At 69.0% G+C, this 14,287-nt stretch carries 10 protein-coding genes; 3 read left to right on the plus strand and 7 right to left on the minus strand.

Annotation, left to right across the window (positions count from 1 at the left end):
• A partial coding sequence (locus R5W23_RS20900) for an FG-GAP repeat domain-containing protein (RefSeq protein WP_320687959.1) occupies window positions 1-997 on the minus strand: 997 nt, incomplete at its 3' end.
• Between the two features lie 747 nt (window positions 998-1,744).
• Here R5W23_RS20900 and R5W23_RS20905 point away from each other — a divergent pair.
• Window positions 1,745-3,055 (plus strand): glycosyltransferase family 87 protein, encoded by a 1,311-nt coding sequence (locus R5W23_RS20905; protein ID WP_320687960.1) that lies wholly within the window; start codon window positions 1,745-1,747, stop codon window positions 3,053-3,055.
• On the opposite strand, the gene panD is transcribed toward R5W23_RS20905, so the two are convergent.
• Window positions 3,015-3,395, minus strand: coding sequence for an aspartate 1-decarboxylase (panD, locus tag R5W23_RS20910; protein WP_010036049.1), 381 nt, complete (start codon window positions 3,393-3,395; stop codon window positions 3,015-3,017). The two genes, R5W23_RS20905 and panD, sit on opposite strands and share 41 nt — an antisense overlap.
• Window positions 3,396-3,556: 161 nt before the next feature.
• Here panD and R5W23_RS20915 point away from each other — a divergent pair, with 161 nt between their 5' ends.
• Window positions 3,557-4,234: a 3-keto-disaccharide hydrolase gene (locus R5W23_RS20915; protein ID WP_320687961.1), complete on the plus strand. Its 678-nt coding sequence runs from the start codon at window positions 3,557-3,559 to the stop codon at window positions 4,232-4,234.
• Window positions 4,235-4,315: 81 nt separating this feature from the next.
• Here R5W23_RS20915 and R5W23_RS20920 read toward each other — a convergent pair whose 3' ends face one another.
• A complete protein-coding gene (locus tag R5W23_RS20920; RefSeq protein ID WP_320687962.1) occupies window positions 4,316-7,357 on the minus strand; it encodes a protein kinase domain-containing protein in 3,042 nt (1,013 codons plus the stop codon).
• Window positions 7,358-7,706: 349 nt separating this feature from the next.
• The gene (locus R5W23_RS20925) at window positions 7,707-8,315 is read right to left on the minus strand and encodes a hypothetical protein (protein ID WP_261190246.1); all 609 of its coding nucleotides are present in this window, start codon (window positions 8,313-8,315) and stop codon (window positions 7,707-7,709) included.
• A 907-nt stretch (window positions 8,316-9,222) separates the two neighbouring features.
• Between R5W23_RS20925 and R5W23_RS20930 the strand changes: the two genes are divergently transcribed.
• On the plus strand, window positions 9,223-9,630 hold the full coding sequence (locus tag R5W23_RS20930; RefSeq protein ID WP_261190247.1) for an Ig-like domain-containing protein: 408 nt from the start codon (window positions 9,223-9,225) through the stop codon (window positions 9,628-9,630).
• A gap of 100 nt (window positions 9,631-9,730) precedes the next feature.
• Here R5W23_RS20930 and R5W23_RS20935 read toward each other — a convergent pair whose 3' ends face one another.
• The 3 genes from R5W23_RS20935 to R5W23_RS20945 all read right to left on the minus strand — a co-directional run bounded on the left by R5W23_RS20935 (window position 9,731) and on the right by R5W23_RS20945 (window position 13,606).
• The gene (locus R5W23_RS20935) at window positions 9,731-10,726 is read right to left on the minus strand and encodes an ABC transporter permease subunit (RefSeq protein WP_010045579.1); all 996 of its coding nucleotides are present in this window, start codon (window positions 10,724-10,726) and stop codon (window positions 9,731-9,733) included.
• A 127-nt stretch (window positions 10,727-10,853) separates the two neighbouring features.
• Complete coding sequence (locus R5W23_RS20940) at window positions 10,854-11,732, minus strand: ABC transporter ATP-binding protein (RefSeq protein ID WP_320687963.1); 879 nt, start codon at window positions 11,730-11,732, stop codon at window positions 10,854-10,856.
• Between the two features lie 311 nt (window positions 11,733-12,043).
• A complete protein-coding gene (locus R5W23_RS20945; RefSeq protein ID WP_320687964.1) occupies window positions 12,044-13,606 on the minus strand; it encodes an RNA polymerase sigma factor RpoD/SigA in 1,563 nt (520 codons plus the stop codon).
• Window positions 13,607-14,287: the final 681 nt, after the last annotated feature.

The raw sequence follows: 14,287 nt of genomic DNA on the forward strand, positions 1-14,287 counted from the left end.
TAATGTCAGCGCGGTCGTCATCGTCCGCGTATGCCAGGGCGACGCGCGCCCCGCCGGTGGCTCCAGGACCGAACGGCTCAAAGTCGTATAATCCGGCTCCGGTTGCCCCACTGAACACCCGGACCCGCGTGATACTCCCGTCGGTGCCGATTACTAGGTCCGGAACTCCATCGCCGTCTACATCGCCCGCTAACTCATCACTCGCCGCGAACACCGGCCCGTCGTAGCCGGTCCCGAACGGGGTCAGGAACCGTTCGCCGAGGCCGCCGCCCGCCAGGGTTCCAGTGAGCGGGTCGTATACCCGCACCCGGCCCCCGGACCCGCCCACCGCCACCTCCGCCTTCCCGTCCCCGCTGAAGTCGGCCGCCGCCAGCGTGATGCCGCCCGCGAACGCAGCCCCCGGGACCGCGAAGTCGCTCAGCACCGACCCGTCCACTCCACTGAACGCCTTCACCCGCGGGCCGAAGTCCGTCAGCGTCGTCGCGATCACGTCCTGGCGCCCATCCCCGTTTACGTCCCCGGACGCCACGAACACCCCGCCATTGTTCTCGGTCCCGAACGCCAGGAAGCTGCCCAGCGGGCCGTCGAGCACCCCGCCGGTGGTGCCGTCGAGCACTTTCACCTGCGGCGCCAGCCCGGCCCCGGGCGCCACAATCGCGTCCGGGATGCCGTCACCGGTGATGTCCCCGGCCGCCACCCGCACCCCGCCCTCGAACCCGTCGCCGAACACGGTCTTCGACCAACGCAGGTTCCCGGTGTCAGCATCGTATGCCTTCACCACCGCGGCATGACTCTCGCCCGATCCGGCGAATATCACAGGAAAAGGAAGGGGCCGCCCGTCCGGCACGAGCCGCTCTTCCATCGCCTCTAACCCCAACCTGGTCGGCACGGGCGCCGTCGCGCGGCGCGTGCGAATCAGCCCGGCGAGGCGATCGCGGAGGGCGAGGAGCTGGGGGAACCGAGTGAACACGGACGGGATGTGGGCGGAGCGGTTCAAGCCAAAACTCCCGGGCAAGGAACGAGCACATTTATGCGCATCGTGTGAAGAGTATGTGAGCCTAAATACACCAGCGATTTCTAGACGTTTGAGTTCTGCGGATGGAATAATCTACAGCCGCAGGGAAGTTGTCAAGCTCGTAGTGGAAAACTTTTGCCGTTGCCCGACCGCATGGGCGCACCGGGGCTCGCGTCTCCGCAGGCTTTTCGCCGCGCGCCATCCACCGCGTGCCATCTGGTATTAGGGGGCGTTTGCTCGACCACGGGCTTGCGCCCCTGGCGGCTGGCTGGTCGCCCTTCCGGGGTATCAAGGCCCTCCCTCTTCATTTGCGCGCGGGGGAGTGCCGGTTGGTAGACAGGGGCAGCGAACCGAGTTGCGGAGTTGCCCTGGCCCGCGGCTCGCACGGCGCGCTGTAACGAGGGTTACACCCCGGCACCGGCGGCCCCCGAATGGGTCACCGACAGGACATTCGCTGCCAGCCAGCTACCCATTCGCTACCGGCCCGCTGGGGTGCAGCGACCACCGAATCACACGCTTCCGAGCCCGGATACGGCTCTCGAAGCCGATCAGAACGAAAGCCGACGACTCGATATGATGCCGTGTAACGTATTGCAGTGGAAACGTTTGTGCCCGAGCCGGCTCGCACCGTTCGTTTCGGCGCGGGGAACGAAAACCGGGGTCGGTCACCACGCCAGGCGCGTGGCGGACTTCCAGAACTACCAAACTGAGTCGAATTAGGGGTGGGTAATGCCTGATCTGCCGGCTAACAGCCCCGCGAGCGGGAACGGACCTACCCGCCCCGGCCCCGATGAGAAGGGTACGGACACCTCTCGGACGGACACGGGGCCGGGTGGCGGTCTTCGGTTCGTTCCCGCGGTGCTGCTCGGCGCGCTGGGCCTGTATTTGGCGCTCGCCACGAATAACTTCCCCGACCTGTTCATTTACCGCGCCGGGGCCGCGATCGGGCTGCGCGGCGAATCGCCCTACGATCTCTCCCGCATCCGAGAACTCGCCGCGGCGCAGTTCCCGGACGAGAACCCGGAAGCCCCGGGCGAGAACAGTTTCGTCCGGAACTGCGGGTACTTCCTCCCGCCGCTGGCGATCCTCACGTTCGCCCCGTTCGCGGTGGTGCCGTGGCCAGCGGCGAAAGTGGCGTGGGGCATCGCGCTCGGGTTCGCCGCGGCCGGTATCGTCACGATCCCGGACCTCTTCCGCCGATCCGACGCGCCGGTCCGTCCGGGCGCGCGCAGGCTGGTCGTCCCGTTCCTGCTCGTGCTCAACCCGTTCGTCCTGGCGATCACCTTCGTCGGGCAAGTGACCATCGTTTCGGTCGGGTGCGTGGCGGCCGGGCTGTGGTGCTTCGCGCGGAACCGCCCGGCGCTCGGGGTGCTGCTGTGGGCGGTTCCGTTCGTGAAGCCGCACGTGGCGCTGCCACTGATACCGCTCGCGTGGTACCTGGGCGGGTGGAAACGGGCGCTGGCGCTGGCCGCTCTGGTCGCGGGGCTGAACCTGATCGGGGCGACCGTCGCCGGCGGGTCGCCGCTGTTCCTGAAGGACTACCTCGATTACCTGCCGACCGGTCACAAGGCGGTTCGGTACAACCAGGCCGAACTCAACCCGCAGATCACGAGTTGGAACCGGCTGCTCGTGTCGCTCGGCGGCCCGGTGATCGAGCTGACCGCAGTGACGACGCTCGCGGGCTACCTGGTGTGGGGCGGGTTGGTGCTGGGGCGGTGCCGCGCCGCCGGGCAGTTGCCATCAGCCGGGTGGGCGTGCGCCGCGGCGGTCGCGGGCGCCACCGTCTGCGCGCAGGTGCTGGCCTATGAAATGCTCACGCTGGCGATCGCGGTGCCGTGGGTGCGTGACCTCTTCGCCGCGCGCCGGCGCGGGTGGGGATGTGCGGCGGTGCTGCTACTGGCGGTGCAAACGATTCCGTTCGACAGTACGAACCCGGTCTTCGATTACTACCGACCGGGTGGGGTTCTGGCGTTCGCGCTGCTGGTGCTGCTCGGGCCGCTCAACCCGGAACCGCGCCCGGCACCGCCGCCAGCGCCTTGACCTGGTTCTTCGGATCGACGAACACGACGCGGGGCTGGTGCTTGCGGGCCTCGGCGTCCTCGAACTCGGCGAACGTCGCGATGATGACGATGTCGCCGGTGCGGATCAGGTGCGCCCCGGCCCCGTTGACGCAGATCACGCCGCTGCCGCGCGGCCCCTCGAGGGCGTAGGTGACGAGCCGCGTGCCGTTGGTCACGTCCCAGACGTGGATCTGCTCGTGCGGCAGGATGTCCGCCGCCTCGAGGAGGTTGGTGTCGATGGTCAGGCTGCCCTCGTACTCGACGTTCGTCTCGGTCACGGTGGCGCGGTGCAGCTTCGACTTCATCATGAATCGGCGCATGTGTTCTCCAGGCGGCCCTCTCTCCGGCTCGCTTCCTCAGGGAGGGGTGGGTGGAGAGGTTCTTCGTGCCATTCTACGCCCGGCGGGTAAGATGTCGTCGGTCCCTCCCACCATCCGAGCCGCGCGCCCGTCCCTCCGCCGCGGCACTCAGGAGTTCCCACATGAAAACTGCGTTGCGGTTCGGCGTTCTGGCGGTCGCGGTGTGCGCCGCGGTCTTGCGCGCGGACGACAAGCCCAAGCCGGCCGAAAAACCGCCGGAAGGCTTCACCGCGCTGTTCGACGGCAAGAGCCTGAGCGGGTGGAAGCCCACCGGCAAGGCCGACGCGTGGGGCGTCGAGGACGGTCTCATCGTCTGCAAGGGCGGCGGCGGCGGGTACCTGCTGACCGAGAAGGAGTACGCCAACTTCGAGTTCCGGTGCGAGTACAAGTGGGCGAAGGCCGGCGGGAACAGCGGGGTGGGCCTGCGCACGCCCGAAAAGGGCGACCCGGCGTACCAGGGCATGGAGATCCAGCTCATCGACGACGAGGGCTGGGAAGGGGTCCACAAGTCCAAGCTGGCCGACTACCAGCACACCGGCTCCATCTACGACGTGCAGCCCGCCAAGGCGGCCAAGAACAAGAAGATCGGCGAGTGGAACACGGTCAAGATCGTGTGCGACGGCCGCAAGGTGACCGTGACGCAGAACGACGTCGAGCTGGTCAACGCGAACCTGGACGATTACAAGGCGAAGGCGGACAAGAACCACCCCGGCCTGAAGCGCGAGAAGGGGCACGTCGGGTTCCAGAGCTACAACGTCCGCGTGGACTTCCGCAACGTGTACATCAAAGAGCTGAAGTAGCCGCGCGCGACACGTCGTCCGGGCGTTCCGACCGGGGCGCCCGGCCCTTCCAGCGGCCCGAACCAAAACGCGCGAACGAGATCACACCGGGACGAGGTACGTCCCGGCGATGCGGTCCTGCGGGGGCCGGGTCGGGTATCGTAGGGCGATCACCCCGTAGACCGGTAGCAGCACCACCCCGGCGAGCCACAGCCCGGCGGCCAGGTACGGGCGGTGCGGAGCGTAGATCTGTGCCGCCGCACACCCGAGCAGCAGCGCCGACAGCGGCCCCCACACCACCGCCGCCCGCAGCGCGCACTGCCACCGGCGTGCGCGCCGGCCGTCGGCCCGCACGATCGCCATGCCAGCGAGCATCATGGACGCGCCCCCGCGCAGCACCGCCGCAACCGCGACCAACCCGAGCGGGACCACCCCGAACAGCACCAGCAGCGGTTCCAGCCTGCCCCACGGCAGGTCGTCGCCGCGGTCGGTGGCGCCCGCCCACGCGAGCAGCGCCCGCGCGGCCGCGTCGTGCTCCTCCGCCGCCACACCGTGGTCGGGCAGCGCCAGCTCGCCCTGTTCCAGCATGTTCCGCTGCGGAGCGAACAGCGCGGCCCGGCGCGTGTACGCGTCCGCCCGGGCGCGTTCCAGCACCTCCTCGACCCGCCCGCGCGCGCGGGGGTCGTTCAGCGCGGTCCGGGCGTCCCCGTCGCCGGCGGACAGCTTGGCCCGTGCGTCCGGATCGGTGAACCCGGCGGCGGCCCGCTCGGCGATCTCGACGGAACTCGTCGCGAGCCAAGTCGTCATCACCGACACGACGAACGCGAACCCGAACATGGAGCCGAGCGGCACCGCCAGCAGCGGGGCCTGAATGCCCAGGTGCGCGGCCCGCATGGCCGGCGTCACCTCCGGCTTGTGCGCGTGGGTATCGGCCAATTCCTTCTGGAACTCCGCGAGCGGCGGGTCCGTCGTGAACAGCCTGTCGAGCACCGGCGCCGCGTGCGGCGGGAGCGGGGCCGCGACGGGAACCCGCGTGTGCCGGGGGTTCCCTTCCAGGACGAGCGCCGCGGCTTCGCGGAGCACCTGCAACGGCGGCCCCGGGCGCGACCGGATCGTGCCCAGCGGGAAGTCGAGCACCTGCACCCGCCCCGCGGGTTCGACCCACACGTGGTCCAGCGCGAGGCGCGACGGCACGGAGCCGTCGGCCTCTGCGGCGCGGAACTCCTCGGCGAGCTGCTCGAGCAGGAGCCGCGCATCGGCCCACGGGAGTGGGGCGCCCGGGCGCACGGCCTCGATCAGCGGGCCGCCGAGCGGGGCCGCGTAAGCGGTCCAGTCGTACACCGCTTCGCCCCACCCGACGCTGCCGGCCCCCAGGCGCCGTAACCGTGTGGTGCGCGCCGGTTCTGCGCCCGATGCGAGTCCGCCCCACGGTCGCAACCACAGGAGCACCTTGCGCCCCAGCGCGCGGTCCTCCGCGATCCAAACCTGTTCGCCAGCGGGATCGGCCGAGAGGCGGCCGTTCACCACGTACCCGCCCACCGCCTCCGGAAGGGCCTCGGGCGTGGGCGGAAGGAGCGTTTCGATCGGCGTCGGCTGCGCGACCGGGAGCCGCAGCCGACGCGCGCGGAGCGGCACTTGCGTGACCCGGCACCCGCTCGCGAAATCGTGCAGGCCGCGAAACCCGAACCGCTTCCGGAGCTGGACCGAGAGGGCCAGCGCGCCGATCCCGAACATGATCCCGCGAACCGCCCCGCCGCCCCGCGTCCCGATGAATTCGCTCACCCAGTCGGGGACGAGGAAAAAGCACGCGAGCACGGCGTGCAACACGAACGTGCGCGCGAGCGCGCGGGGCACCCCGGGCGGGTCGGTCTCACCCGTCCGGCTCACCCGCAGCCCGAACAGCATCTTCCCGGGCGTCGCCCCGAGCAGCCCCTCGAACAGCCCGAAGTACAGGAGCGTGATGCTGACGGCGAGCCACCGCAGCTCGAGCACGTCGATCTTGCTGGCCCCGGCCTCGGTCACCCAGATGCGGGCAGCTTCCGCCGGGAACACGATGAACGCCAGCAGGATGCGGTCGAGCACGTACGCGCCGACCAGCGCGCGGGGCCGCCCCGCGCGCTGGCGCTCGGGCAGCAGGTTCGCGAGCGCCTCGCGCATGTCGTCGAGCGTCTGCCAGCGGCGCGCGCGGTCCCGCTCCAGCCCCCGCAGAATGATTCGCTCGAGTTGCTCGGACACGTCGGGGCGGGTGGCGCGGATCCGCGGGGCCGGGTCCGAGATGGCCCGGGCGAGGGCGGTCGCGGCGCTGTCGTGGTGGAACGGCGCCTGCCCGCTGAGGAGGAAGTACAGCGTGGCCGCGACCGAGTACACGTCGGAGCTGTAGTCGAGCGGCTCGCCGCGGATCTGCTCGGGCGCCGCGAACAGCACCGTTCCGAGGAACGCGCCGGTCTGGGTCAGGTGGTTCGCGCCGCTCCCGGCGAGCGACTTGGACAGCCCGAAGTCCCCCACCTTCACGCGGCCGTCTTCGGTGAGAAAGCAGTTCGAGGGCTTCACGTCGCGGTGGATCATGCCCACCCGGTGCGCCTCCATCAGCCCGTCGATCACGTCGAGGATGCGGCCGATCGCCTCGTGCGGCTTCAGCGGGCCGCCCTGATCGACCAGATCCTTGAGCGTGCGGCCCGGCATCAGCTCCATGACGATGTACGGGCGGCCGTGCTCGGTGTCGGCCGCGAGCACGAACACGCACCGCGGGTGCGCGAGCTGGCTGGCGAGCCGCCCCTCCTGCCGAAAGCGCTCGACCGACGACGGACTGGACGCGAGCCGGGACGACAGCAGCTTCACCGCGGCCCGGCGCCCGGTTCCGAGCGCCTCGGCCTCGTACACGGACCCCATGCCCCCGGCCCCGAGGAGCTTCCCGATCCGGTACCCGCCGATTTCCTTCAGCGCCGGCTCCGGGGCGCCCGGGAGGTCGTCTTCGTCGGGTGCATCCGAGAGCGCGTCCGCCCCGGGCGCGAACGTCTGGGTGCGGGCGGCCGGCGGGTGGGTGCTGCCGGTGAGTTTGTGCCCACAAAACATGCAAAACTGCGGCGGCCCGTCCGCGGACACGGAGGACAGCGAGCGGTGGCAGTGCGGGCAAGTGAGGACCATGATGGCGGCGCGTGGGGAAGTTGCGCACGGACATTATCCGGACCGCAGCCCAAACCTCAAGATGCGCGGCACGCGCCGCGCCCGGCGAAGTTGGAATCGGGTAGAACTGCCGCAACGAACGTGAGGCGACTCGCGCGCCGCGCGGTCGGAAAAATGTTCGCCGCGCTCCGGCGGGAGTGGCACGCGCGGACCGAGTCGCCAACGGCTTTGAGGTGTCCATACACGGCCGATGGCACCGACCGCAATTCCGTCGCCGGTGCCCGAGATCGGGTCGGCACCGCGGGCCGACAAGGGCGGGCCGCACAGAAGCGCCGGCGCGGCCCGGGCCGCGCCGCCCGCCGAGCGGAACTCACTTCCCTTCTTCGTACTTCGTCAGTTCGAGCTTCACGACCTCGTTGGTCTGGAGGACGAACTCTTCCTTCACGATGCCCTTCCCCTTGGCGAACCACAGCCGCACGGTGGTCTTCGCCCCGGCGATGTCCAGGTCCTTGCCCTCCACGAACACCGCCTCGTACTCGGTCTCGCCGACCTTGATCTTCTCTTTGTCGTTGAGCACCTTCATGGCGCCCTTGACGGTTTGCGTGCCGACCTTGCTGTTGATGTCCCAGGTCGCGTCCTTCTTGATCGGGAGGGGCAGCACCTTCACGGCCGGGTCGAGCTTGTCGTCCTTCACCCGAACGCGGTACACGCCGTCGCCCTTGACCGTGTACCACTCGCTCGTCTTCGGGTCCTTGCCGACGACCGTGTCCACCTGATACTGCTCCTCGCCGCCGACCTTGTCCACCTTGACCACCTTGACCTCAATGGTGTTGTCGCCGACCTTGTAGGTCCACTTGGCGTTCACCTTGAGCGGGAAGTACCCTTCGGCCTGGGGCGCGTCCTTGGGCGCCTGCGCGAGCAGCGTACCGCCGAACAGAACCAGCGCCGCACCGACGAACAGACGGATCGCACGCAACATCCGCAACACTCCAGTGGTTGTGATCGAAGGGAACCGGGTGGGGCTAGTATAGCGGCTCACACGATACCCGATCAGCCGCGGCGCGAACACCCGGCTTTCGGCCTCGCTTCAGATCCGAACCCGGCCCCTTCGGACCGGCTACCCCCGCCCGATCCGGGCGGCGGCCCGCACCTTCGGCAAATCTCCACCACTATTCCCTCGTACCGAGCTTCCGGAAGTTTGTCCCGCGTCGGGCAGGTGCGACGCGGGGCGACCCGGGCCGGTTGTCGCGTGAGCAGGCGAATTGCCCGCGCGGACCGAATTGCGTGCAAGTATCTGCGGGAAAAAGCCTTGCATCGCGCCTCTTTGGACATTACCACGACCGACTCGCGTTACGCCCGGGGCGTAGGCACTCGATTTCGGAGGGTGGTAGCCACCCAGCGAATGGGTAGCGAACCGCCAGTCGAGGGCCAGCAAATGTCCCGTTGGTGCCCCAGTTGCAATCAGCCGGGCCTGTAACGGCCGTTCCGGAGACACACGCGAATACAAGCACCACCGGAAGGGCGCAGTGCGATTGAACGGACCAGATCCCCAACCGGCAGTTGTCATCACTGGCCCTACCGGCCTGCACCGCGGCCGTGACGGCGCAACTCTCCGCGCGAAGCCGCGGCCGGCACATTAGGCACTGCGGAGACCTCACGACCGCAGACACGTCCCTCCCTAAACCTGATGGCACCGGTGGCGGTCCCGCTCTTCCGTTCTGCTCCGAGCCAGCGGCACGTTCGCCGGTGAACCGATCCCGCAGGAAGCCAAGCGGGCGAATTGCTGTGTGTGAGAGGTACGCGCTGAATTGGACCGCGGGGACCGCCGTTTCAGTAGCGACCGGACCGGTCAGCGCCCCGCTGACCGGCTGGTGGAGGGCGACCACATGAATTGCACGACGGCGGTCATTGTGGCTCTGGTGTGCGGCCTCGGCGGCAGCGCCGCACGGGCGGACGAAGTGACCCTCGGTTCCGTTCCCCCGGTGGTCGTGAAGACCGTTCCCGAGGCCGGGGCCGGAGAGGTCGATCCGAAGGTGACCGAAATTCGGGTCACGTTCAGCAAGGACATGCAGGACAAGTCCTGGTCGTGGAGCACCGTTTCCGAGGAGAGCTTCCCGGCGCTGGACGGCAAACCGAAGTACCTCGCGGACAAGCGAACCTGCGTGCTGCCGGTGAAACTGGAACCCGGCAAGACGTATGCGATCTGGGTGAACAGCGAGAAGTTCGGAAACTTCAAGGACGCCGACGGCCGCTCGGCGGTCCCGTACCTGTTGGTGTTCAAGACCAAGAAGTAAGTGCGGCGAGCTGCGCGTAACCGGTACAGTGTGGAGCGTGGCCCGCCACGCTCCGGGTACCGCACAACCCTCCGGCGCGTTTGAAACGACCGGCTGCGGATCACAGCGGGGCCGGCAGGTCGCGCCGGGTGAAGGCCCGCAGCGCCAGCGCGTACCCGGCCGCCCCGACCGCCAGCAGCACCCCGACCGCCGGCACCGGCACCGGGCGGCCGAGCTCCCACGTCTTGCCCAGGTCGACGCACCACGCCCCTTCGATCATCGCGCGCTGCGGCTGGTAGTAGTAGAACAGCGTGAACGGCCGCACCCAGCCCGCCGGCTCCCACAACTGGCCGATCGTGTTCGCCAGGAACATCACGACCAGCACCAGCACCGCGTATCCGATCACCCGCCACCGGCTGCGGCCCAGGGCGGAGAGCGCCAGCGTCATCCCGCTAATGGCGAACAGCAGCCCGAGCGTATTCACCAGCCCGAGAAGTTCGCCCTGCGCGTTCACGGCGAGCGGGGTGCGGTCGAGCGGGATCAGGTCGAGCAGCGACGCGAGCTTGGGCGACTCCTTGGCGGCCTCGTCGAGCAGTGCGTAATCGGGCACGAAGTCGCCCGCCGCCCACAGCCCGAACTGCGTGCCCGCGAAGAAGCTCAGGCACAGTAATGGCAGCACCACCGCATCGACCGCGAGGTGCGCGAGGACGAGCTGGTGTCGCGGCACCGGTTGCGAGAGCAGCAGTTCCATCGTCCCCCGGTCCAACTCGCCCGCGACCGCCCCGGCCGCCCGGCCCACTCCCCACACGAGGCACACGACCAGCACCACCGGGTGCAGCAGGCCGATGGCCAGGAAATCGACCGGCTGGTTGAAGTTCACCTCGCCCCAGCCGAGCGCCGCCTGCGACACCTTACTCGGCCCGCGGACGAACACCTTCTCCAGCGTCTTCTCGTTGCCGAACGGCTGCGACACCAGTCGGGCCACCGGAACGATCTGCGTCGTGACGCGCTGGGTGATCTTCACCCAGAAGGCGGCGAACACGAACAGCAGCAGGCACACCACGATCAGGGCGGCCCGCGCGTCGCGCAGCAGCTTACGAACCAGAATGAACGTCATAGCTCCTCGCGCGACCCACAGGGGCTGAAATCACCACTTCAAGACGGCGGATACCGGGCGGTGCTGCTTTTCGTCGGTTAGCACGATCCGCCCACGCGCGGTCGTGGTTCTCAGTGTGGCCCGCACCTCACCCGTGGTACTTCTTGTAGATCGGCGTCAGCCCTTGCGGCTCGACGACGAGGTCCGTGAGCGGCTGGTTCGCGAGCCACTCCAGCAGGACCGGCAGCGGGCCGCGGAACGTGAGCTGCAACCGCCCGTCGCCGGTCAGCTCGTCGGGGCCGAGTTCCGTACCGCCGGGGCCGCGCGCCGGGGCCGGGCCGGTGAGCCGCGCGCGGACCGCGCGCCCCTCGCGCAACTCGCTCATGTGCTGCACGTGGACCAGTTCGCCCCGGCGCAGCACCGCCACCCGGTCGCACACCGCTTCCACCTCTTGCAGCACGTGCGACGAGAACAGCACCGCCTGGCCGCGCGCCTTGGCCGACTGCAACTGGTCCAACAGCTCGTCCCGCATGGTGGGGTCGAGCGTGTTGGTCGGCTCGTCTAGGATGATGAGCGGCACCCGGGGCACGAGCACCGCGAGCAGCGCGACCTTGCGCTTCATCCCGCTCGACATCTGCGTCAGCGGCCGGTCGATGTCGATGTCCAGCTTCTTGGCCAGAGCCTCGACCTCCGGCCCGGCGGTGTCGCCGCGGAGCCGGGCGAGGAACGAGACGAGCCGGCGCCCGGTCATCGTCTCGTAGAGCCGCAGCTCGCCGGGCAGGTACGCGACCCGCTTGCGCGCCTCGACGCTCTGGGACCAGCAGTCGAACCCCGCCAGCGTGGCGCGGCCCGCGGTGGGCCGGATGAAGCCGAGCATGAGCCGCAGCGCCGTGGACTTGCCGGACCCGTTCGGGCCGAGCAGCCCCACCACCTCGCCGGGCTGCACCGACAGCGTGAGGGCGCGGAGCGCGCGGAACGAGCCGTAGTCTTTGGTCAGGTTCTCGGTCGCCAGTACCGGCTCGGTCATGCCGCGTCTCTGTGTGCGTCGTGCGGGAGGAGGCATTGTCGGGCGCGACCGCACCAAAGGCGAGCGGTGCCCGAACAGCCCGGGTGGTCCGGCGGTCGTCTTTCAACTGGGCTCAAGAACCAAAAAGTAACGGGTCGAACCGCTTGCGCCAGCAGGTGTGTCGCTTGCCGCAATCGCTGACTGGAACAATTCGTCGCCCCGGCGGGCGACCTCAGGCATAAGAGCCCCGAAACGAGAGCGCGTTACGAAACGCCGCCGCCCGGCCCCTTCACGGAAGGGGCCGGGCGGCGGCGTTTCGCAGCGCGGACCGATTACTCTTCGTCGGCGTCGGCGAACTCTTCGAGCCGGCACGAGCGGGTCGGCTGGCGAAGCTTCAACAGCCCGCGGGCCTCGATCTGGCGGATGCGCTCGCGGGTGATCCCGTACTGCTTCGCCACCTCGTCGAGCGTTTTCGGGGTACCGTCCTTCAGCCCGAACCGCATTTCGATCACCTCGCGCTCGCGGGGCGCCAGGCTCTTCAGCACCTCGCCGATGCGCTCCTTCAGCAGGTTAGCGTCCACGTGCTCGCCGGGAGGGGAGATGTGGGTGTCGCTCAGGAAGTCCTCCAGCGCGCGTTCCCCATCCCCGCCGACCGAGTCGTTCAGGCTGACCGGGTGCCGGCCTACGATACGCAGGCTCCGTGCCTCCTCGGGCTTCACCCCCAGCGCCTCCGCCAGTTCCTCGGAGGTGGGCTCGCGGCCGGTCGCCACCGTCAGCTCACCCCGCAACTTCTCCATGCGCGACAGCAGGCTGATCTGGTGACACGGCACCCGCACGGTGCGGGCGTTGTCGTGCAGCGCCCGTGTAATGCCCTGGCGCACCCACCACGTCGCGTAGGTGCCGAACTTGAACTCCAGGCGCCACTCGTACTTGTCAACCGCCCGCATCAGCCCGCGGTTGCCCTCCTGGATCAGGTCCGAGAACGGCAGCCCGCGGTTGCGGTAGTTCTTCGCGATCGACACCACCAGCCGCAAGTTCGCCTCGGCCAGTTCCTTGCGCACCGCCTGATAGGCCAGCCGGCGCTTGCGCAGCACCCGGACCAGCGCCGCCAGTTCGTCGGCGGTCATGCAGGCCCGGCACTCGGCATCGCGGAGCTGCCGGCCGAGCCGGGCGCGGTCCGCAGGGGACGCAGCCGCGTGCGCGATCGCCAAATGCTTCAGCTCGTCGGCCAAGTCGTTCAGCTCGTCAGTCCAGCGCTCCAGGATCTCCGTGCGCGGCGACAGCTCGTGGACCAGCCGGCGGCACTTCGCGAGCCGCAAAAACCGGTCCCGCTGCCAGTCGCTGCGGGAGCCGCGGTACTCGTCCCGGGCGCCAGCGGCAAACACTTCGGCGTCCTGCTGGAGGAGCACGCCGAGGGTCGGCAAATCGGTCGCGAGGCGGGCGTGAATCTGTGCCCGGGTGAGCCGCAGGTCCGCCGACGAGTAAGCATCGATGTTGGGATCGATCGGCGTCTGACCGGCGGCGATCTGCTCGAACTTCTCCCGCGCCCGGTCCAGCAGCCGCGGGCACAACAGGGCCGCGGCGCGGAACCGGTTGCGGTGGTGCTCGAGCCGCTTCGCGAGCGCGAGCTCCTTCTCGCGGTTCAGCAGCGGGATCGAGCCCATCTGGCGCAGGTACAGCCCGAGCGCGTCGTCCGGGCCGCTCGCGTATTCGTCCTCCGCGGCGCCCTCTTCGTCTCCGCGGACCGGTTCGAGGGCGGTGTCCTCGTCCTCGTCGGACTCGTCGGCCAGATCGTCGTCGTCCTCGTCGCGCGCTTGAGCTTTCTCGTCGAGATCCTCGCGGGTCTCGTCGTCCGGGCGGTCGGTGAAGCCGTCGTTGTGCGTCATCCGGTTCATGTTCCTGTTCGCTCTCCACCCTCGGGGCTCGAGACCGCCTTGTGGGTCGCCAGGGGTCGTTCGCGTCGCGGTACGGGCCGCCGGAGCGTCAGCTCCGGGTTGGCACCCGTGTCAGGGTCGTTTGTGTTGTGAGGGGGTGCCCCGGGTCGGAAATTCCTGGCCGACCCGCGCGAGAAAACAGTTCCGGTCGCAAGCGGCGGGTGTCCCCGCCCTTAATTCGACGCCCTCGACAAACGAAAGGTTCGCCGCGTGCGTGAAATCCCCTTAAATCAGGGGCTCTCTATTATACCCGACCATCCGCCCCCGGGCGCGGAATCGCACGGCAAACTTTTCCGCCCTTCACCAGTTGCACTTGGGCGCAAACGGCGCCCCTCATTTTTCCGCGCAACTGGTTTCAGCCGGCGCAACTTGGCACGCTTCCGAAGTCTGGCCGGTGAGCGAATCCCCGTCCGACTCAGACGGCACTCACTAAAACGCCTCCGTGGAACGAAATCAGTCAGAAATCGGCGGATTTTCTCGGGAATGGCTCATCTTCCCGAACCGCCCGGGCGCCCCTCTCGTGGTCTTCTTGACCGGCACCGGCGGCACGGCCGAATGGGCCGATCGGGAAACGGGCTGGTCCGAACTCGCCCGCCGTGAAGGTTTTGCGCTTGCGGTACCGGAGGCACTTCCGCCCGATCC

This window comes from Gemmata algarum, assembly GCF_034097035.1.
In the GTDB taxonomy this organism is placed as follows: domain Bacteria; phylum Planctomycetota; class Planctomycetia; order Gemmatales; family Gemmataceae; genus Gemmata; species Gemmata algarum.

What these genes read in the sequence shown, in the direction of transcription:
- R5W23_RS20905 (WP_320687960.1), top strand. Translation starts at nt 1,745, where the DNA reads ATGCCTGATCTGCCGGCTAACAGCCCCGCGAGCGGGAACGGACCTACC.
- panD (WP_010036049.1), bottom strand. Translation starts at nt 3,395, where the DNA reads ATGCGCCGATTCATGATGAAGTCGAAGCTGCACCGCGCCACCGTGACC.
- R5W23_RS20915 (WP_320687961.1), top strand. Translation starts at nt 3,557, where the DNA reads ATGAAAACTGCGTTGCGGTTCGGCGTTCTGGCGGTCGCGGTGTGCGCC.
- R5W23_RS20920 (WP_320687962.1), bottom strand. Translation starts at nt 7,357, where the DNA reads ATGGTCCTCACTTGCCCGCACTGCCACCGCTCGCTGTCCTCCGTGTCC.
- R5W23_RS20925 (WP_261190246.1), bottom strand. Translation starts at nt 8,315, where the DNA reads ATGTTGCGTGCGATCCGTCTGTTCGTCGGTGCGGCGCTGGTTCTGTTC.
- R5W23_RS20930 (WP_261190247.1), top strand. Translation starts at nt 9,223, where the DNA reads ATGAATTGCACGACGGCGGTCATTGTGGCTCTGGTGTGCGGCCTCGGC.
- R5W23_RS20935 (WP_010045579.1), bottom strand. Translation starts at nt 10,726, where the DNA reads ATGACGTTCATTCTGGTTCGTAAGCTGCTGCGCGACGCGCGGGCCGCC.
- R5W23_RS20940 (WP_320687963.1), bottom strand. Translation starts at nt 11,732, where the DNA reads ATGACCGAGCCGGTACTGGCGACCGAGAACCTGACCAAAGACTACGGC.
- R5W23_RS20945 (WP_320687964.1), bottom strand. Translation starts at nt 13,606, where the DNA reads ATGAACCGGATGACGCACAACGACGGCTTCACCGACCGCCCGGACGAC.